Origin of the sequence: Ferrimonas sediminum, assembly GCF_900100175.1 — a bacterium.
Lineage (GTDB): Bacteria > Pseudomonadota > Gammaproteobacteria > Enterobacterales > Shewanellaceae > Ferrimonas > Ferrimonas sediminum.
Map to the genome: position 1 here is coordinate 94,138 of NZ_FNEM01000011.1, position 17,450 is coordinate 111,587.

The window sequence follows — 17,450 nt, forward strand, 5'->3', positions numbered from 1 at the left end:
TATGACTACTGCCACTGCCCAGGCGCCTAAAGCCGGAATGAGCATGTCGACCCTGGTGTTACTGTCGTTTGCCGCAGGCATTGGTGCCGGACTGTTCTTTGGCGAAACCCTGGCCTGGATGGCCTTCATCGGCGATGCCTTCGTCAAGCTGCTGCAGATGACCATCATTCCCTACATTATGGTGTCGCTGATCTCCAGCCTTGGCAATCTGTCCTACCATCAGGCCCGCAGCCTGGCGATGCATGTGGGAAAACTGATGCTGGTGATCTGGGCCCTGGGACTGGTGACCATGTACCTGGTACGCTTTACCTTTCCCCAATGGCAGGCGGGCGACTTTTTCAGCTTGTCGGTGTTACAGGATCCCCAGGCCATCAGCCTGATGGATCTCTACATCCCCGCTAACCCGTTCTTTTCCATGTCCAACAGCTACATCCCCGCCATTGTGCTGTTTTGTGTCGCCACTGGCATCGCCCTGATCGCCATCGATGATAAAGAGGCACTATTAAAACCGATGCAACTGCTGGGAGAAGCGTTCAATAGGGTGACCCAGTACATCGTTAAATTGATGCCGGTGGGGATCTTCGCCATGACCGCCTCCACGGCCGGAACCATGGATATCGACGAATTTCAGCGCCTGCAGGTCTATTTTGCCGCCCATGTTGTGATGACACTGATCCTCACCTACTGGGTGCTGCCGGCCATTCTGGCGGTAATGACGCCATTTTCTTACCGGGACATCGCCGGCATCGCCAAAGACGCGATGATCACCGCCTTTGCCGCCGGAAACATCTTCATCATTCTGCCGCTGCTGATTGAGCGAACCAAACAGCTGTTCCGAAAATACAACATCGGCAATGACGAAACCGACGATTACGCCAATGTCATCATTCCGGTGGTATTCAGTTTTCCTAATCTGGGAAAACTGCTCACTCTGGTGTTTGTGCTGTTTGCCGCCTGGTTTGCTGGCAGCGACCTGGATTTTGCCACCTATCTGCCGATGGCTATCAACGGCCTGATCAGCCTGTTTGGCAGCGTCTACCTGACGGTACCCATGCTGCTCGACTCGCTGGAACTGCCCTCGGATCTGTTTCAGCTGTACATGGTCTCCAGCCTGTTCACCAGCCGATTTACCTCATTGTTGGCCGCCATGAACCTGTTCATTCTGGCGGTCGGCGGTACTGCCATGCTCTCTGGCCACGCTCGCCTCAACCCGGTGCGGCTGATGATCTACGCCGGCTTAACCCCTGTGGTTCTTGGGGCCGTACTGCTGGTTACCGCGGCCGCCCTGGATAAGGCGGTAAACACCGACTACGTCATGGACGAAGTGGTGGCCCAGATGCGATCGGCCCAAAGCCTGCCGGAAGAGGTGAAAAACTACCAGCCGGAGCAACTGGATCCGACCTCGGCGCCGCGAACTCTGGATCAGATAAAAGCCAGTGGCGTACTGAAAATCGGCTACAACCCGCTACAGGTGCCCTTTTCGTTCTACAACGCCAATAACGAGTTGGTGGGGCTGGACATCGAAATGATGAAAAAACTGGCCTCCGAGATGCAGTTGGACATCGCCTTTATTCCCTACTCATCGACCTCGGTGCTGGACAACATCAATAACGGCACTTTTGATATCGTGGTCTCCGGGCTGCAAATGACCACCAACCGCATCCAGTATGTGGGCTTCACCAACCCGGTGCTGACCCTGCATTACGCCTTCGTGGTCAAAGACTACCGCGCCGACGAGTTTGACACCGATGAACTGATCCGCCGCGCCGGCCGCCTCAGGGTCGCCTCGGTGGGCAACTATGACATCATTCCGGCACTGGAGAGGAAATTTCCCAACCTGGTGTTTGAGCGCATCGAGTCGGATCTTCTGTTCTTTAAAGATGATGGCCAGAATTTCGACGCGCTGCTGATCAGCCTGGAAGCCGGCACCACCTGGACCATGCTCTATCCCAGCTACACCACCCTGTACAACCGGGAGGAGGTCAAATCTTTCCCGGTCGCCTATGTGGTTGCCCGCAACAACATCGAGTTGCAACTGTTCCTCAACAGCTGGTTGGAGATGCAACAGGCGTCCGGCTACGTCGACACCCTCTACAACTACTGGATTCTGGGGCAGAACGCCAAGCCGAAACAGCCGCGCTGGTCGGTACTCAAAGACGTACTGGGCTGGGTGGAACCGTCGCCATAAACAACACCGCCGCGACAAAGCGCGGCGGTGGTTGCAACGGGAGCGAAAGCCCTATTCGTCGACGATGCGCCGCACAGCCACTTCAAACTCCACCGCCTCGCCAGTCAGGGCCAGTGCGCTGATCTGACGTCGCTCGCCGCCGGCCAGGTTCAGCTGCTGCCAGCCATCGGTGGCCGACTCCAGCGCTTTGCCGGTGGCATCGAAGAACACGAAACGGTACTGCAGATACAGATCGCCGGAGGCTTTGGAGGTCAGCTCGGCCCGTGCCTGCAGCCGACCACCGACCATGGCCCGATTCAAACCAGACAAGGACAGATCCCGCCCCAGGTTACGGTTGTTCACCTTCACTTCGGTGTCATTGGAGCGAGCCATCAGGCCTGAGGTGGTGGTGGTGCAGCCGGCCAATACCAGTGCAGATACGACTATCAGGGTCCATGGGCGCATCGACGATCTCCTAATCTATCAAAAAATGAGCACGGGCAGTCGAGATAGGCTGCTTACGATTAGTCTGCCAACAGCTTACCGAAACATTGGCAACACGGCGACCCTGGCGGGTGATCTTACATTCAGCGTAGGTTTCTCTGGCGTAACCGGCACGCAGGTAATCGATAGAGAAGTCGACGATTTTAGGCACCCGGGAGGTGTGCAGCGCCACCATCAACTGTACCATGGCCGACATCTCCATGAAGCCGGCAATCACGCCGCCATGCAGTGCCGGTAGCATCGGGTTGCCCATGTTGTCACCGCAATTCGGCAGACGGAAAACCAACTCCTCCCCCAACTGGTCACAGTTCATGCCCAGATGCCTGGCATAGGGAATGATGGCCAGCAACTCGGTGTAATCCCGATCGGCAATCGCCTGTTCAATAACCGGTTTAATGTCCACCATTACCCTTCTCCCTCACCCATCAACGCACTGCGGAACGACTCGGTTACCAGCTCTGGTCCGATGCGCATGAAGGAACACACTACCTGTGCAATGGGGTCATCAATGGAATCCTGATAGGCCATGCCCCGGGTAAAGGCCACCGACGAGGTCAGTTTGAAACACTCCACCATGGCAAACACCGGCTCACCGGGCTTGGCCGCTTTCATGTAATCCACCCTCAAGTCCAGCGTAGGACAAAGTTCAAGCTGCCGCTCCTTGGCAAAGATGGAGCAGATCACCGCCGCACCGGAGGCGGTATCCATCAAGGTGGTGATCACCCCGCCGTGAAGCACCTGGGTCTCCGGATAGCCCACCAGGGAGTCGTGGTAAGGCAGCTTCAGCAACACGTGGTGTTCACTGGCCTCCAGAGCCTCGATATTGAGCTTGCGACATTGCGCCAGCTCACCGACAAAGCGGCCGGCCAACTCGGTCAATGGGAAAAATTCGGGGTTAACCGGTTGCATCACGCCTCCCCTCTGTCATCAACAGAGTGGAAACCATCCCGATGCGCAGATACAGCATACATAGTGCGAAGAATTCCTTATCGTTTGCCTTTTACTCCAGGTGCTCGGGGCACCATCAAAGCAAAGTACCTCTTGCTTAGGACTCCCGGCCATGGCGGCCGCGGAGGAGGTCAGAGAATATCATTACTGCCTGGGTCAGGCCACGCCACGGCGGCAGAAAGCCCGCCCTGCGTGCGCCCCTCGCTGGCAAGCTAACGCTACGCTTTAACGCTACTCAGCCAGTGTGGCCAGCACTTGCTGGCACAACGACTTCAACTGCTGAGCCTGCTCCGGGGACAACTCAACCTTACAGCCCACCTGCTCAGGAATGCGGGCGGCGCGCTGCTTCAGCGCCATACCGGCGTCAGTGATGGAGATAATCCGCACCCGCTCGTCCTGCTCACTGCGTCGCCGCACCACCAGCCCTTTAGATTCCAACCGCTTCAGCAGAGGTGTCAGTGTGCCGGAGTCCAGATGCATCCGCTGTCCCAGCGATTTGACGTTGAGCGACCGCTGCTCCCACAGCAGCATCAATACCATGTACTGCAGGTAGGTGATGTCCAGCTCCGCCAGCAACGGACGATAGGCGCGTACCACCGCATTGGCGGCGCTGTACAACGGGTAGCAAACCTGATTATCAAAATTAAGCTGTGGCAGTTCGCCGTTGGGGGTAACCATAACCACTCCGGGGAATAAAACATTGTGCACAATATACTTGTCATTGATGAAAGTCTCAATTAAGATTGTGCGCAATTGAATTGCGAACACTTAAATATGGAGTCTCCCATGTTCGACCATTACCTCTACGCCCAGGCCGGTTTGCTGCTAATGCTGGCAACCATGTTTGCCCAGACCACCATTGCCATCGTGGCTCACCGCCGGCAGAGCAACTGCATCCCCGGCGTTGTGGCAGACTCTCTGGGGCATGAGTCTTTCGTATTTCGAAGCCACCGCACCTATCAAAATTCGCTGGAAAACGTGCCTATGATGGCCGCCACCGTACTGCTGGCGATGTTCATGGGGCTGGATGCCGAAACCCTGGCCATTTTGGTGTGGATCTACGCCCTGGCCCGACTGGTACACATGGCGCTGTACTACGCCATCGCCACCGAGAAAAACCCCAGTCCAAGAAGCTATTTTTTCATCATCGGCTTTATCACCAACCTGGTGCTGCTGGTGATGATCGCCCTGCATTTGCAGCAATAGAAGCCCATGGCGGAAGAGGTAGGCAGATGCTGTCACTGATACCCGCCGGCCTCTTGCAGCACAGTGGCTACCTTGCCGCAACGGCTGCCGAAAGCCCATTTACCGACGAAGCTTCAACAAGGCAGCAGAATGTCACTAACATTAAAGTTGCTTTATCTTTAATGTTAAAAACAATACAGTCGCTGTATCAGGTTAAATTTTAAACGTTACCGCCCCCATCGGCGCGGCACAGACTCAGGCGTACGCTCATGATTCTGCACCACTACCCTCTCTCCCCGTTCGCGGAAAAATGCCGCCTGATGCTCGGCTATTCCGGCATCAAATGGCAATCGGTGCTGACTTCGCCCATGCCACCCCGCCCCGTGGTCGATGCTCTGGCTGGCGGCTACCGGCGGATCCCGGTAGCCCAGATCGGTGCCGATATTTTCTGTGACTCCCGCTTGATCGCCGAAGAGATCGCCGAACTGGCGGGAAAGCCGGAACTCAGTACCAAAGAGATCACCGACACCCAAATCCGCTTTATTGATTATGCAGAAAAACAGGTCTTTTTTGCCGCCATCGGATCACTGCCACCCAATCGAATGATGAAAGTGCTGCTGACACACCTGTCCCCCCTGCAAGCCATGCGGTTTGTCTGGGATAGACTCGGTATCGCCAGAGAAACCGCCTCTCAGGGCGACAAGCCTTCGGCGCGTCAATTCAGGCGCTACCTGAAAACGCTGGACCAGCAGCTGCAGTATCCGTTTTTTTTCGGCAACACCGTACAGCATGCGGACTTTGCCCTGTACCACGCCCTGTGGTTTGTGGTGGAGGTAGGCCAACAGCCGCTGCCGCCACAACTGCAACGACTGTGTAGCTGGTATCAGCGCATGCATCAATTCAGCCATGGGCAGACTTCGAACATCAGTGGCAAGGACGCGCTGGCCATGGCTTCAGCCTCTCAGCCACGGGTTATTCCCGCTTCGCACGCCGTCGATCCTCTGGTTGGCAAATCCGTCAGTCTGGCGCCCACAGACTACGCCAGGGATGAGGTTAAGGGAGTGCTGGTCGGCAGCAGTCGCCATCGCTGGATTGTGAAACGAAACAGCGACAAATACGGCACCCTTCATGTCCACTTCCCCAAGCAGGGGTATCAACTTAAAGAGCTGGATTAGCTAATTTTTCGACAAACTGACCAACGCCAACTATACCTGTTGAGGCGAATGACCCTCTTTGTCCAGGCCAGAGGAATCTCGCCTGGAGTGCGTCAACAGGCTGGCATTGACATCGAAAGATGGAACTTGGTTAAGTGTCTGTTTAGCTAGTGTGCAATAGCCTTGCTGACCTATTTTGTTCACGCCCTGAGCAACCATCAATAATCAGGAGGCATCCATGCACCTTCGCTCGCCAAGAACGCTGGCCCTGGCCCTTAGCTCGACTCTGTTATGGGGCTGTGCCACCGGGGATTCCCCCCAGGCCAAGAAAGCCAACGCTCACAAAGAAACTCAATCGGCCCTGTCGGAGATCTTCACTCAGCATCCCGGTGCTCGCAGCGATCTGGATCGCGGCATCGCCTACCTGGTGTGTACCGGCAGCGACAGCTACCTGTTTGCCCTCTCCAGCGGTGGCGGAATTTGCGAGTTGAATGAAGGCGGAAGGCTCTCCTACTGGCGTTTCGCATCCGCCGGCGCCGGTGCCGGAATTGGCTGGAAAAAAGTGGCCTACATGCAGATTTTTCTCAACCAGGACGCCCTGGCCCGATTCAAGGAAGGCGGCTTTGACGGTCAAGCCAGGGCGGAAGCCAGCGCCAACGTGGACGATACCAACAGCCAGGCCTCGGCCAACCAGTCCGTAGACGTAGACGGCATCATCACCTATCAGGTTAATTTGATGGGCGCAGCCGCTCAGGCGACGGTACAGGGGTTTAAGTACTGGCAAACGGACTTTACCGAAGACTTTATCGAGAATGACGGCTAGCCTGAACGCAGCCCCGTTCACGACCAGCACCGCCCCCCTTCACTTCCCGGGTTCGTCCACGGCAGAGCCGTGGACGATGGCCTGCCCATCGAGGTCGGGGCTCACGATGCCAATAAAAAAGGAGCCTAGGCTCCTTTCATCTGTACTTTTCCGGGTTAAAAACCCATTACAGTGACAACATCGGCCCCAGGGGTTGACCGCCCAACAGGTGCATATGGATATGGAACACCTCCTGACCGCCATGTTGGTTGCAATTCAGAATCACCCGGTAACCGTCCTCATCGATACCGGCCTCTTTCGCCAGTTTCGCCGCCACGGTCATCATTCGGCCCAGTGCCATTTCATCGGCGGCCTTCACATCGTTGAGCGTGGGGATAAGGGTATTGGGAATGATCAGCACATGAGTCGGTGTGCGTGGGTGAATGTCTCGAAACGCCGTCACCAGATCGTCCTGGTACAGGATATCCGCAGGGATCTCACGACGGATAATTTTGGAAAAGATGGTTTCCTCAGCCATTACCGGCCCCCAAGTTGTTCAGATTTGTCCAAGTATGTCAGTATACTTGCCAATGCTGAGTTAGGGAAACCGACGTTTCAATTGCGCCTGTCTCCGGCGTACGGCTCCCGAGGCCCGCTCATAGCCTAAAGCCATCATGACCCCGACCAGGTAGATGGCGATAATGGCCAGAAACGGCGCCGCCAAAGGGCCTAATGTGTCAATTAAATCAAACAAAGCCGGAACCTGCCCTTGTCAAACTCGGGAAATTACCCAGATACTATTGAGAAAGGGCCATTAATACTCCGATGATGATCAAAAATCGCGGAATCGTCCCATTTTCGTTTTTAATGCACTGTAAGGAAGTCAGTACACCATGATCCAGTACCGCATCTGCCCCATCGATCCGTTGGCCCACCTGTTTGAAGTCGAACTTCGCGTAGGCCAATCCCACAAAGGACAGCGGCTGTCGCTGCCCGGCTGGATTCCCGGCAGCTACATGGTGCGCGACTTCTGCCGTAACCTGATTGAAGTCAGCGGCTTCGATCAGCAGCAGGCCATTGAGCTTAAGCAGTTGGACAAACAAAGCTGGGAAGTCCAGCAGGATTGCCACGACCTGATCCTGCGTTACCAGGTCTACGCCTGGGACATGTCGGTACGCAGTGCCCACCTGGATCAAACCCATGGTTTCTTTAACGGCACCAGCGTATTTCTGAAGGTGGAAGGCCGGGAAGCGGAGCCGGTGGAGATGCAGTTGTTGGCCCCCGAGGGCGCTCAATACCGCCACTGGCGGGTCGCCACCGCCATGACCCCGGCCCCCGGCAATCAACGATACGCTTTCGGCTCTTACGTGGCTGACAACTATGATGAGCTCATCGACCATCCGGTAGAGATGGGGGAATTTACCCTGGCGAGTTTCGACGCCTGCGGTGTGCCGCACGACCTGGTTCTGACCGGGCGCCACTGGGCCGACACCGATCGCATCTGTGCCGATCTGAAGAAGATCTGCGAGGCTGAAATTGCCCTGTTTGGCGGCACCGCGCCCTACGATTATTACCTGTTTATGACCACTGTGGTCGGTTCCGGCTTTGGCGGACTGGAGCACCGTGCCTCCACCGCATTGGTGTGCGGCCGTTCCGATCTGCCCGCGGTCACCGAGACTGGCATGACCGAGGGTTACCGCACCTTCCTGTCCCTGTGCTCCCATGAGTATTTTCACAACTGGAACGTGAAAAGGATTAAACCCGCCCGGTTCGTACCTTACGAGCTGGATCAGGAAAGTTACACCACTCAATTGTGGGCCTACGAGGGCATCACCTCCTACTACGACGACTGGCTCACCTACCGCGCCGGTTGCGTCGACCGCGACGATTATCTGGTGATGCTCGGCGAATTGATGACCCGGGTAACCCGAGGCCAGGGGCGGTTTAAACAGACCCTGCAACAGAGTTCGTTCAATGCCTGGACCAAGTTCTACAAACAGGATGAAAACGCTCAGAACGCCATTGTCAGTTACTACACCAAGGGCGCCCTGTTTGCCTTGTATCTGGATCTGAACATTCGCCTGGAAACCGATCACCGCCACTGCCTAGATCACCTGATGCAGCGTCTGTGGCAGGATTATGGCAGCCAGGGGATCGGCACCGAGGATGACACCCACCAGAATCTGGTCAGTGAACTGATCGGCCGTGATGCCAGTGATCTGTTTGCCTGGTTGTCCAGCACCGAGGATCTGCCGCTGGCACCGCTGCTGGCGCAGTTTGGGGTGCAACTGACTCAGCGGGCCGCATCGGGCAATGACGACAAAGGCGGCAGCGACAACTCCGCCCTGGCCGTCGAGCTGGGCGCCAAATACACCAGCGCTCCGCTCGGGGTCAAGCTGGTCAATGTGGTTCAGGGCGGGCCGGCACACCGGGCCGGTCTGGCGGCCGGCGACGTACTGGTGGCCGTCAATGATCTGCAGGTTGATACCAAGCTGGACAAAGCCCTGGAGCGTTATGGCGTCGGCGCCCAACTCAGTTGCCATTGGTTCCGCCGTGATGAGTTGATGACCGGCACCCTGACTCTGACCCCGGCGCAACCGACCACCTCGGTGCTGACGGTGGTGGACGACAGTCGCCTCCGGGGCTGGCTCTAAGCCCCCCAAAGCCGGAGCCTGCTCCGGCTGAATGTCGACGATGTTAATTACCCAGTCACCCCATACCGACTTCAGCAGCTTTGCCACCGCACTGGGGCTGAGCCCATCGGCGCTGCAACAAGGGCTGGCTCGCTGTCAGTCCCTTGAGATAGCGGCCGGCCGGCCCCTGTTGGCCCAGGGGGAAGCGCAGCAATTTGGTTTCTTCCTGATGCAGGGGATACTCAGGGCCTGTCACTACTCCAGCGGTGGCGAAGAGCGCTGCAAGGAGTTCTATTTTCCCGGTGAGCTGTGTTTTCTGTACGCCAGTTGGCTGGACAAGAGTCCGGCGCTGTACCAGATAGAAACCCTGACCCCAGCCAAACTGCTTAAAGTTCCCTTGTCATTGCTGGACCAACCCGACTGGCAGGTATTGCACCTGCCGCTGTTGCGCCAGCAGCTGCTGTACAAGGAGCAAAAGGAGGCACTGTTTCTGCTTCACAGCCCGGAGGAACGGTATCTGGCCCTGAACCGGTTGTGGCCCCATTGGCATCAGGTGCTCAGCCAGGCCCAACTGGCGCGTTACATCGGCATCAGCCCCATCAGCCTGTCGAGAATCAAGCGGCGCATTAACTTAGGTTAATGGCAACGACGGCACGGGGTGCCACACTGTGGCCCATCGTTGATTCACCGAGCCCGTAATGTCGTCCTACCTGCTTTCTCAATGCCTGGTCACCGTGGCCATTGTGCTGGATCTGTGTTCTTTCCAGTGCCGGCAACGCCACTGGGTACTGCGCTGCTTATGCCTGTCGACCCTGCTGACCGCCATCCACTTTGCCCTGCTGGGTCACTGGACCGGCGCCCTGTTGATGGCGCTGGCGTGCGTCCGTTTTGCGGTGTCGCTGGTGACCACCCGGCCGTTTTGGTGCTGGGTGTTTCTGCTACTGACCCTGCCTCTGACCCTGCTGAGCTGGGCCGGATTACCCAGCCTGCTCAGCGCTACAGGCAGCGCCCTGCAAACCCTGTCCGCATTTCAGCGGGACGATAAACGACTGCGCCTCGGGATGATCGCCGGCATCAGTTTCTGGCTGGCTCATAACATCGTCATCGGCTCACCGATGGCCATCGCCATGGAGAGCCTGTTTATCACCAGCAACCTCATCGGGCTGTGGCGCTTCCATCGGCCGGCCAGCTTTTCGGTTTTCAGGCGAAAGTCACCAACGCTTGCTCCTCCCTCGGAGTAACCCTTTTGTCGCCTCATAAACCACGGCTGTCGCATCAGCCGTTTTTCATGGCCGCTCGCGAGTTAAAATCCTTAATTATCAGAATAGTAGGCCAAATCTAACCCGCATAACGGCAACCGCCCCTGCTCCGACCTGTCGCTGAAACAACAAAAACCGAGGTTTTTTCCGATCGATTCCTTGGCCTTTGGCCAGCAAATTTGATACAAATTTGACTACGGGTTTCGATACCAGTTGCTGAGCTTCCGGATTTCTGGAATTTGTGCCGAATAGGGCCATACTTGATAGCTCAGTGGGTCAAGGAGGTAACTGATGCACTCAAGCAAGTCTAATCTCAATACCCTGTTACACAGCCGGTTTAAGGACGCCCAGAACATCGCCGAACTGCGAGAACGCCTCCGTGACATCGAAGAAGAGTTGCATTTGGTGTTCGCCGATGAGCTGGCACAGTTTGTAAGTCATAATGACGAACATCAAAAAGTTTCCTGAAAACCGTTCCTCAGTGTAAACGCCTCGCCAATGCGGGGCGTTTTTGTGTCTGCGATTCGGGCAGGGTTTGCTATACTCGCCCGCTGCTTATTCATCAGACCGAGTGCCACACTATGAACTTTCCCCTTTTGGGCATCAATGACCCCTTTTTTCATGCCCTGCAGACCCTGGGCTATAAGGGGCCAACCAAGGTTCAGGCGGCGGTCATCCCGCTAATCTTCAACAGAGAAGACCTACGGGTACAATCGAAAACCGGCTCGGGAAAAACCGCCGCCTACGCCCTGCCAATTCTGCAGCGCCAAAGTGAACGTCCGGCCTCCGCTGTACGCACCGTCTCCACCCTGATTCTGGTACCCACCCGGGAGCTGGCTTCGCAGGTATCGGTGACCATGAAGCAGTTTGCCCGGGCACTGCCGGGCGAACTCAAGGTCACCGCCGTCTATGGCGGCGTTAAGATTAACCCGCAGATGATGGCTCTGCGAGGCGGCGCCGATGTGGTCATCGCCACCCCGGGCCGGCTGTTGGATCTGGTATCCAGCAACGCCCTCAAACTCGGCAAGGTCGACACTCTGGTGCTGGACGAAGCGGACAAGATGGTTAATGCCGACTTCAAGGCGGAACTGGATGCCATTATCGCCCTGCTGCCACGCCAGCGACAAACGGTGATGATGTCTGCGACCTTCCCGCCCGAAGTCGATCTGCTGTGCGATGCCCTGCTGAACACCCCCAAGACCGTCGAAGTCTACGATACCCCTATCGAACAACATGAGGTCGAGGTTCGCGCCATTGAGGTGGATCGCAACCGGCGCAATGCCCTGTTACAGTCGCTGATCGACCACCACAAATGGCACCAGGTCATGGTATTTGTAGCCAGTAAGCGCACTGCCAATAACCTGGCCAGCAAACTGCATAAAGCTGGCTTCGACGTCGATACTCTGCACGGCGACATGACCCAGGGTGCCCGCAACCGCGCACTGGCCGATTTTCGCAGCGGCGAATTGCAGGTGCTGGTAGCAACGGATCTGGCGGCGCGGGGCATCGACATCATCGACCTGCCCTGCGTCATCAACTATGACCTGCCCCGCTCGGTTTCCGACTATACCCATCGCATCGGTCGCACCGGCCGTCAGGGCAGCACCGGCACGGCCATCAGCTTTCTTGGTGTTGATGACGACCATGGCTTCTCGGTCATTGAGAAGAAAAAGGGCTACACCGTCAAACGGGAACAGATCGCCGGCTTCGAACGGCTGATTACCACTCCCGCTGACAACGTTCAGGGTAAGGCCCCGGTGAAGGGGAAACGGATGAGTAAAAAAGATAAGGCCCGGGCAGAAGCAGCCCTGCGGGCCAAGGGCAACCCGGGTTGATTAACCCATTAGCCGGCGCCTCGCGCGCCGGTTAATGGACTGCCCGGTACACGGCGCTGTGGCCTTTGACCCACTCGCCCTGTTTCAGGTAGTACGCCTGCTGCAGCATCTGGCCGTCCACCAACCGTACCTCCGACTTCACCTCGGCAATACCGTCTCCACTGCCAGCCACCTTTTCATGGAAATAGAACACACCATCTTCGCTGTAGGCCTTTCCCCGAGTGTAGAATCCGGCCGTGGTGAAGTAATAAAAGACAATGCTGCCGGCCTGTGCGTCCCACACCATCAGGGTTTCACCCTCATACTGGCCCTGGTTCAATGAGTGGGTAATGCGCACCGCTTTGCCTTGCAGGGCCGGCTGCCATTGAGACACGTCGATCACCGGTTTTTCCGGTGTCGAGTCAGAAAACTCGCCCCGCCACACTTTGCCCAAAAACGGCCGCAGCGGCTCCAGATGCGGATCCAGATCCCAGCAGTAAGCCGGCAGCGCCAGCGCCATCAACACACAGGCAATCAATACTCGCATCAGGCGGTTCTCCGTTGTTGGCTAAAGTAACGCTCCATGGCCTTTTGCCAACGCTGCATAAACTGCGCCCAATAGGACTCTGTCAGGTTCTCCAGCGCAGACGCACCGCGGGGACTGAGGGAGGTGTAGCGATAATTCAGTTGAATCAGGCTGCCTTCCGGGGCCGGAAAGACGCGAATCAGGATGCGGGTGGCCATATGATCGGCAACGGTTTTCAACAGCTCCAGCACCCCCTGGTCGGCACTGGCCTGCACCACATACCAAACGGCATGTCCGGCAGGATCCTGAGTGGTGAACACGCAATCTGGCTCGATTGCCCCGGAGTTGGTCCACACCAGCAGTGGATCCCAGCCCGGCACCCACTCACGCTCACGCACCGGGCAAAACAGCGGAAAAACCTCTTCCACCGGCCGGTTACTGCGGATCTCGCCGCTAAACGCACGGGACTGTCTGGGACGAACAATCATAGGGGCTCCAAAGTACGGCGGTTGAACCACACTTTCTGCCCGCCGGATGCGGGCAGAAAATTCAACTACTATGGAGACTATAGCAATAAATTAGAAAGAGATAGCTAACTGTTGATCGCTTCCATGGCGGCCTTCCTGGCGCCGAAGACCTGACCACGGCCATCCACTTTCAAGCCGAGATCATGGATGTGGCCATCCTTCAGACCATAAATCCAGCTGTGTACCGTCAGTTCCTGGCCCCGATCCCAGGCAGCCTTGACGATGGTGGTCTGGCAGACATTGGCGGCCTGGTCGATAACGTTCAGCTCGCACAGGCGGTTGGCCCGCTCCTCTGCGCTCAGGTCATCGAGCACCAGCTTATGATCCTCGTAGGTATCACGGACGTGACGCAACCAGTTACTGGCCAGCCCCAGATAATCCGCTTCCATGGAGGCTTTAACGCCGCTGCAGCCGTAATGACCACACACAATAATGTGCTTCACCTTCAGAACATCAATGGCAAACTCAATCACCGACAAGCAGTTCAAATCACTGTGCACCACCACATTGGCAATGTTGCGGTGAACAAAGATCTCGCCCGGAGCCAGATCGATGATCTGATTCGCCGGCACCCGGCTATCGGAGCAACCGATCCACAGGTACTCGGGATTTTGCTGCTGGGCCAGTTGGCTGAAAAACTCAGGGCTCTCTTCCTGAATTCGGTTCGCCCACTCACGATTTCGCTGGAACAGATGCTCTAGGTTGGACATGAAATTTTCCTGTTTTTCATAAATGCCGGCAAATTATACCGACAAAATAGCCTTCAAGTGGTCGAAACAGCAACCCCAATCATTCGCTTTTTTGGCACATTTCAAACGGTTAACTACCATTAAACCAACTTGTCTCACATTTTCGGGTGGCTTAGTGAGTCCCATTCAGCTCCGCCTTGCTCGTCATCACGACATTGCCGCCATTCAAAGCGTGCGACTGTCGGTAACGGAAAATCGCCTCAGCCATCCGGGCTCTGTCACCGACACCGAGGTGCTCAACTACCTGAGCCGGCGCGGTCGAGGCTGGGTCTGTACTATGGAGCAGCGGGTGGTGGCCTTTGTGATCGCCAACGGCAGCGATGGCAGCATCTGGGCCCTGTATGTGCTACCCGAGTATGAAGGCCGCGGCATCGGCAAACTTCTGCTGGCCAGGGCCTGCCGCTGGCTGTTTGCTATCGGGGTCAAAGCGATTCGTCTGCGTACCGACACCAATAGCCGGGCCCACGGCTTCTACCAGCACCTGGGCTGGCAGGCCCGCCACCGCCCTGCCAGCGGCGACGTCACCCTGACCCTGAAACGGCGGCCGCTGCCGGTGCGTTATGGCGCCAGCCGCTCTACCTGCCACTGGTCCGCCTCGCGGCTGTAGAGGAAGCGGTCATGCAAGCGACGATCGCCCCCCTGCCAAAACTCCAGGCTATCGGGGCGTACCCGGTAGCCCCCCCAGAAGTCCGGCAACGGCACCTCGCCCTTGGCAAACTTCTGCTTTAACTCCAGAAACTTGGACTCCAGTACCTGGCGCGCCGAAATTCGGCTGCTTTGCTGGGACACCCAGGCGCCAATCTGGCTGTCTTTGGGGCGAGTGACAAAATACTCCAGCACCTCGGTCTTGGAGAGCTTTTCCGCCCTGCCGGTAATGTGCACCTGGCGTTCAATCTCATGCCAGGGCATCAACAGGCTGACCTTAGGATTGGTGGCCATGTGCTTGGCCTTGCGACTGCCAAGGTTGGTAAAAAACACCATGCCATTGTGGTCAAAGCGCTTCAGCAACACGATTCGCTGGTAGGGCTGGCCCTCACTGTCCACCGTCGCCAGGCTCATGGCGGTAGGATCGCTCAGGCCGGACTCGGCGGCTTGCTCCATCCAACGCTCAAACAGGACCAGAGGATCCTGGGGCAGATCTTTGCGTCGCAAACCGCCTTTGAGGTATTCACGACGTACATCACTTAAATCAGCCAAAACAACCTTTCCTTGATATCTACATTCACTTTCAGGCGACCGGCGCCAGTCTGTTATACAGTGTACCGGCTCGCCAGCCGTTGTCTAAGCGCCGGTTTGGCGACTGCGCTGAATCCGGTACTGCTCCGGGGTGGTGCCAGACAGGCGGCTGAACATGGTGATGAAGGCCGACGGGCTGCTGTACCCCAACTCCAGTGCCACCTGATTGACCTTCATGCCGGAACGCAACATCCCCAGGGACGCCAGGAAACGACGCCGTTGACGCCAATCAGAAAAGCTCATTCCCAGCTTACGCTGAAAATGGCGGTTTAGCGTCCGCTCGGTGGAATACACCTGCGCCGCCCACTGGCTCAGGGTTCGTTTGTCGGCCGGGTCCAACTGCAGGGTGGTTAAAATGGGCTTGATCAACGGGTCCTCACTCAGGGGCAGGTAGGCCACCATCGGCTCGGCCTTGGCCAACTGATCCACCATCACCTGGGCCAACCGGCGATCGGCCTCACTGTTGGCGTACTCCTGTTTGCGGTCGGCAAAATCCTCAATAATGGCCCAGAATACGCCGCTGAGCCGAATCATACAGGCCTCCTGCGGCAGCTGTGCCGATAACTCCGGGCACAGGTACAGGGCCCGATAGCTCACCCGTTGGCGGCTGTAACTGGTGTGTTCCACCAGAGGTGGAATCCAGATGGCGTACTGAGGCGGCGACAGAAACGGCCGGCCATCGACGCTGATCTCCATCACCCCGGCCACCACCACATTGAGCTGGCCCCAGGCATGGCTGTGTGGCAGAAACGTGGTATTGGCAGAGATGTCTTCCTGATGCAGATAGATATCACTGGTGGTTGCTTCAAAAGGCAGTGGATAGCGCTCCAGAAGCGATGCCCCGTTCGCCGGTTCCATGTAATTTGACCTAAATCTCAGAAAACTGTCCTGACAGCATAACATCATGTCCGATTTTCGTTATATGGTTTTTTGAAGACAGGGTAGAATGCCGCCATTATTCGTTCGAGATCTGTTGTGGAGTCGTTGCCTGTGAGCAAATCCGCGTATCTGTTTCCCCTGATTGCCGTGGTGGCATGGGCGGGAAACGGCATCGTCAGCAAGATGTCTGTGGGACTGATTGATCCCGCGGCCATCGCCTTTTATCGCTGGATGATTGCCGCCAGCATTTTGCTGCCTTTCGTGTTGCCCACCTTGTGGCGACAGCGAAAACTGGTTCAAAAACACCTGTTTAAGCTCAGCATTCTCGGTGGGTTGGGTATGGTGGCGCTGCAAACCCTGACCTATGTGGCGGCGCAAACCACCTCGGCCACCCACATCGCCCTAATCGGCTCAGTGGTGCCGATGATGGCGATGTTGTGGAGCATTGCCGTGCTGCGCGAGCAACCCACCCAGGGGATGGTGGCCGGTTCGCTGCTGTCGTTTTTGGGGCTCTCCTACCTGATCACCGAAGGACACCCCCTGTCGCTGTTTCAACATCAGCTGAATCACGGCGATCTGTTGCTGCTGCTCGGCGCCACCTGTTACGGCCTCTATGGCGTACTGATCAAACGCTGGCAACTGCCGTTCTCGACCTGGCCATCGCTGTTTTTGCAGATGGCCATGGGCGCCATCTGGCTGCTGCCGGTGTTTCTGACTCAGGCGGATAGCACCATTACCACCCAGGCGCTGCCCCTGGTGCTGTTTGCGGCCATCGTCGCCTCCCTGCTTGCCACCTTTGCCTGGCTGAAAGGGCTGGAGCACCTGGGTCCGAATAAGGCCACCAGCTTTATGAACCTCAACCCGATTATCGGCACTCTGCTGGCTGTGGGTCTATTGGGGGAAACCCTGTCTCTGCACCACTATCTGGGCGGCAGTTTGACCCTGCTTGGGGTATTGATGGCCCAGCGGCTCAAAACCCCGTTACGACTGCGGCGCAAACGCGCTCCGGCAGCCTGAGGCTGTTAACGCGGCGTAATTAAAAAAGCCAGCCCCTTGAGGCTGGCTTT

23 protein-coding genes are annotated in these 17,450 nt (G+C 57.0%); 12 read left to right on the forward strand and 11 right to left on the reverse strand.

Annotation, left to right across the window (positions count from 1 at the left end; all coding sequences use genetic code 11):
• Position 1: 1 nt before the first annotated feature.
• Complete coding sequence (locus tag BLT77_RS13170; RefSeq protein WP_090366024.1) at positions 2-2,188, forward strand: cation:dicarboxylate symporter family transporter; 2,187 nt, start codon at positions 2-4, stop codon at positions 2,186-2,188.
• A gap of 51 nt (positions 2,189-2,239) precedes the next feature.
• On the opposite strand, the gene BLT77_RS13175 is transcribed toward BLT77_RS13170, so the two are convergent.
• From BLT77_RS13175 to ohrR, 4 genes are all read right to left on the reverse strand, one after another.
• Complete coding sequence (locus BLT77_RS13175; RefSeq protein ID WP_090366027.1) at positions 2,240-2,632, reverse strand: YcfL family putative periplasmic lipoprotein; 393 nt, start codon at positions 2,630-2,632, stop codon at positions 2,240-2,242.
• A 10-nt stretch (positions 2,633-2,642) separates the two neighbouring features.
• Positions 2,643-3,077 carry a PaaI family thioesterase gene (locus tag BLT77_RS13180; RefSeq protein ID WP_028111923.1) on the reverse strand — a complete coding sequence of 145 codons (435 nt, stop codon included), beginning with the start codon at positions 3,075-3,077 and terminating at the stop codon, positions 2,643-2,645.
• The gene (locus BLT77_RS13185) at positions 3,077-3,580 is read right to left on the reverse strand and encodes a PaaI family thioesterase (RefSeq protein WP_090366030.1); all 504 of its coding nucleotides are present in this window, start codon (positions 3,578-3,580) and stop codon (positions 3,077-3,079) included. The genes BLT77_RS13180 and BLT77_RS13185 overlap by 1 nt, the downstream gene beginning before the upstream one ends.
• Before the next feature lie 270 nt (positions 3,581-3,850).
• Positions 3,851-4,297 (reverse strand): transcriptional regulator OhrR, encoded by a 447-nt coding sequence (gene ohrR, locus BLT77_RS13190; protein WP_090366032.1) that lies wholly within the window; start codon positions 4,295-4,297, stop codon positions 3,851-3,853.
• Between the two features lie 108 nt (positions 4,298-4,405).
• Between ohrR and BLT77_RS13195 the strand changes: the two genes are divergently transcribed.
• From BLT77_RS13195 to BLT77_RS13205, 4 genes are all read left to right on the forward strand, one after another.
• Positions 4,406-4,825 carry an MAPEG family protein gene (locus BLT77_RS13195; protein ID WP_090366034.1) on the forward strand — a complete coding sequence of 140 codons (420 nt, stop codon included), beginning with the start codon at positions 4,406-4,408 and terminating at the stop codon, positions 4,823-4,825.
• A 26-nt stretch (positions 4,826-4,851) separates the two neighbouring features.
• Positions 4,852-5,028 (forward strand): hypothetical protein, encoded by a 177-nt coding sequence (locus BLT77_RS20305; RefSeq protein ID WP_176819308.1) that lies wholly within the window; start codon positions 4,852-4,854, stop codon positions 5,026-5,028.
• A gap of 45 nt (positions 5,029-5,073) precedes the next feature.
• Complete coding sequence (locus tag BLT77_RS13200) at positions 5,074-5,979, forward strand: glutathione S-transferase family protein (protein ID WP_090366037.1); 906 nt, start codon at positions 5,074-5,076, stop codon at positions 5,977-5,979.
• A 217-nt stretch (positions 5,980-6,196) separates the two neighbouring features.
• Positions 6,197-6,781 (forward strand): lipid-binding SYLF domain-containing protein, encoded by a 585-nt coding sequence (locus BLT77_RS13205; protein ID WP_090366040.1) that lies wholly within the window; start codon positions 6,197-6,199, stop codon positions 6,779-6,781.
• Between the two features lie 166 nt (positions 6,782-6,947).
• On the opposite strand, the gene hinT is transcribed toward BLT77_RS13205, so the two are convergent.
• Positions 6,948-7,298, reverse strand: a complete 351-nt coding sequence (gene hinT / locus BLT77_RS13210; RefSeq protein ID WP_090366042.1) for a purine nucleoside phosphoramidase — start codon at positions 7,296-7,298, stop codon at positions 6,948-6,950.
• A gap of 60 nt (positions 7,299-7,358) precedes the next feature.
• On the reverse strand, positions 7,359-7,514 hold the full coding sequence (locus BLT77_RS20310) for a hypothetical protein (protein ID WP_176819309.1): 156 nt from the start codon (positions 7,512-7,514) through the stop codon (positions 7,359-7,361).
• A gap of 139 nt (positions 7,515-7,653) precedes the next feature.
• Between BLT77_RS20310 and BLT77_RS13215 the strand changes: the two genes are divergently transcribed.
• The 5 genes from BLT77_RS13215 (at position 7,654) to BLT77_RS13230 (ending at position 12,487) form a co-directional block, all read left to right on the forward strand.
• Positions 7,654-9,414 (forward strand): M61 family metallopeptidase, encoded by a 1,761-nt coding sequence (locus BLT77_RS13215; RefSeq protein WP_090366045.1) that lies wholly within the window; start codon positions 7,654-7,656, stop codon positions 9,412-9,414.
• Positions 9,415-9,445: 31 nt separating this feature from the next.
• Positions 9,446-10,033 carry a Crp/Fnr family transcriptional regulator gene (locus tag BLT77_RS13220; protein WP_245709945.1) on the forward strand — a complete coding sequence of 196 codons (588 nt, stop codon included), beginning with the start codon at positions 9,446-9,448 and terminating at the stop codon, positions 10,031-10,033.
• A 58-nt stretch (positions 10,034-10,091) separates the two neighbouring features.
• Positions 10,092-10,634 (forward strand): YgjV family protein, encoded by a 543-nt coding sequence (locus BLT77_RS13225; RefSeq protein ID WP_090366050.1) that lies wholly within the window; start codon positions 10,092-10,094, stop codon positions 10,632-10,634.
• Positions 10,635-10,943: 309 nt separating this feature from the next.
• A complete protein-coding gene (locus tag BLT77_RS20315) occupies positions 10,944-11,120 on the forward strand; it encodes a hypothetical protein (RefSeq protein ID WP_156896927.1) in 177 nt (58 codons plus the stop codon).
• A 113-nt stretch (positions 11,121-11,233) separates the two neighbouring features.
• Entirely contained in the window at positions 11,234-12,487 is a 1,254-nt protein-coding gene (locus tag BLT77_RS13230; RefSeq protein WP_090366053.1) for a DEAD/DEAH box helicase, read from the forward strand.
• A gap of 31 nt (positions 12,488-12,518) precedes the next feature.
• Here the strand turns inward: BLT77_RS13230 and BLT77_RS13235 are convergent, their stop codons facing one another.
• The 3 genes from BLT77_RS13235 to can all read right to left on the reverse strand — a co-directional run bounded on the left by BLT77_RS13235 (position 12,519) and on the right by can (position 14,229).
• Positions 12,519-13,013, reverse strand: coding sequence for a hypothetical protein (locus BLT77_RS13235; RefSeq protein WP_090366055.1), 495 nt, complete (start codon positions 13,011-13,013; stop codon positions 12,519-12,521).
• Positions 13,013-13,480, reverse strand: a complete 468-nt coding sequence (locus BLT77_RS13240; RefSeq protein WP_090366058.1) for a hypothetical protein — start codon at positions 13,478-13,480, stop codon at positions 13,013-13,015. Before BLT77_RS13240 ends, BLT77_RS13235 begins: the two co-directional genes overlap by 1 nt.
• A gap of 104 nt (positions 13,481-13,584) precedes the next feature.
• Positions 13,585-14,229: a carbonate dehydratase gene (gene can, locus BLT77_RS13245; protein ID WP_090366062.1), complete on the reverse strand. Its 645-nt coding sequence runs from the start codon at positions 14,227-14,229 to the stop codon at positions 13,585-13,587.
• A gap of 154 nt (positions 14,230-14,383) precedes the next feature.
• Here can and BLT77_RS13250 point away from each other — a divergent pair, with 154 nt between their 5' ends.
• Positions 14,384-14,875, forward strand: a complete 492-nt coding sequence (locus BLT77_RS13250) for a GNAT family N-acetyltransferase (protein WP_176819310.1) — start codon at positions 14,384-14,386, stop codon at positions 14,873-14,875.
• On the opposite strand, the gene pdxH is transcribed toward BLT77_RS13250, so the two are convergent.
• The gene (gene pdxH / locus BLT77_RS13255) at positions 14,827-15,465 is read right to left on the reverse strand and encodes a pyridoxamine 5'-phosphate oxidase (RefSeq protein WP_090366067.1); all 639 of its coding nucleotides are present in this window, start codon (positions 15,463-15,465) and stop codon (positions 14,827-14,829) included. The genes BLT77_RS13250 and pdxH overlap by 49 nt on opposite strands.
• A gap of 84 nt (positions 15,466-15,549) precedes the next feature.
• A complete protein-coding gene (locus BLT77_RS13260; protein WP_090366070.1) occupies positions 15,550-16,362 on the reverse strand; it encodes an AraC family transcriptional regulator in 813 nt (270 codons plus the stop codon).
• 132 nt (positions 16,363-16,494) lie between these two features.
• Here BLT77_RS13260 and BLT77_RS13265 point away from each other — a divergent pair, with 132 nt between their 5' ends.
• Entirely contained in the window at positions 16,495-17,400 is a 906-nt protein-coding gene (locus BLT77_RS13265) for a DMT family transporter (protein ID WP_090366073.1), read from the forward strand.
• Positions 17,401-17,450 lie beyond the last annotated feature (50 nt).

Excerpts from the sequence above, each read along its gene's own strand:
- BLT77_RS20305 (WP_176819308.1), top strand. The coding sequence starts at position 4,852 with ATGCTGTCACTGATACCCGCCGGCCTCTTGCAGCACAGTGGCTACCTT.
- ohrR (WP_090366032.1), bottom strand. The coding sequence starts at position 4,297 with ATGGTTACCCCCAACGGCGAACTGCCACAGCTTAATTTTGATAATCAG.
- BLT77_RS13180 (WP_028111923.1), bottom strand. The coding sequence starts at position 3,077 with ATGGTGGACATTAAACCGGTTATTGAACAGGCGATTGCCGATCGGGAT.
- BLT77_RS13230 (WP_090366053.1), top strand. The coding sequence starts at position 11,234 with ATGAACTTTCCCCTTTTGGGCATCAATGACCCCTTTTTTCATGCCCTG.
- BLT77_RS13175 (WP_090366027.1), bottom strand. The coding sequence starts at position 2,632 with ATGCGCCCATGGACCCTGATAGTCGTATCTGCACTGGTATTGGCCGGC.
- BLT77_RS13220 (WP_245709945.1), top strand. The coding sequence starts at position 9,446 with ATGTCGACGATGTTAATTACCCAGTCACCCCATACCGACTTCAGCAGC.
- BLT77_RS13185 (WP_090366030.1), bottom strand. The coding sequence starts at position 3,580 with ATGCAACCGGTTAACCCCGAATTTTTCCCATTGACCGAGTTGGCCGGC.
- BLT77_RS13215 (WP_090366045.1), top strand. The coding sequence starts at position 7,654 with ATGATCCAGTACCGCATCTGCCCCATCGATCCGTTGGCCCACCTGTTT.
- BLT77_RS13200 (WP_090366037.1), top strand. The coding sequence starts at position 5,074 with ATGATTCTGCACCACTACCCTCTCTCCCCGTTCGCGGAAAAATGCCGC.
- BLT77_RS13240 (WP_090366058.1), bottom strand. The coding sequence starts at position 13,480 with ATGATTGTTCGTCCCAGACAGTCCCGTGCGTTTAGCGGCGAGATCCGC.
- BLT77_RS20315 (WP_156896927.1), top strand. The coding sequence starts at position 10,944 with ATGCACTCAAGCAAGTCTAATCTCAATACCCTGTTACACAGCCGGTTT.
- BLT77_RS13195 (WP_090366034.1), top strand. The coding sequence starts at position 4,406 with ATGTTCGACCATTACCTCTACGCCCAGGCCGGTTTGCTGCTAATGCTG.
- BLT77_RS13225 (WP_090366050.1), top strand. The coding sequence starts at position 10,092 with ATGTCGTCCTACCTGCTTTCTCAATGCCTGGTCACCGTGGCCATTGTG.
- BLT77_RS13235 (WP_090366055.1), bottom strand. The coding sequence starts at position 13,013 with ATGCGAGTATTGATTGCCTGTGTGTTGATGGCGCTGGCGCTGCCGGCT.
- hinT (WP_090366042.1), bottom strand. The coding sequence starts at position 7,298 with ATGGCTGAGGAAACCATCTTTTCCAAAATTATCCGTCGTGAGATCCCT.
- can (WP_090366062.1), bottom strand. The coding sequence starts at position 14,229 with ATGTCCAACCTAGAGCATCTGTTCCAGCGAAATCGTGAGTGGGCGAAC.
- BLT77_RS13260 (WP_090366070.1), bottom strand. The coding sequence starts at position 16,362 with ATGGAACCGGCGAACGGGGCATCGCTTCTGGAGCGCTATCCACTGCCT.
- BLT77_RS13170 (WP_090366024.1), top strand. The coding sequence starts at position 2 with ATGACTACTGCCACTGCCCAGGCGCCTAAAGCCGGAATGAGCATGTCG.
- BLT77_RS13205 (WP_090366040.1), top strand. The coding sequence starts at position 6,197 with ATGCACCTTCGCTCGCCAAGAACGCTGGCCCTGGCCCTTAGCTCGACT.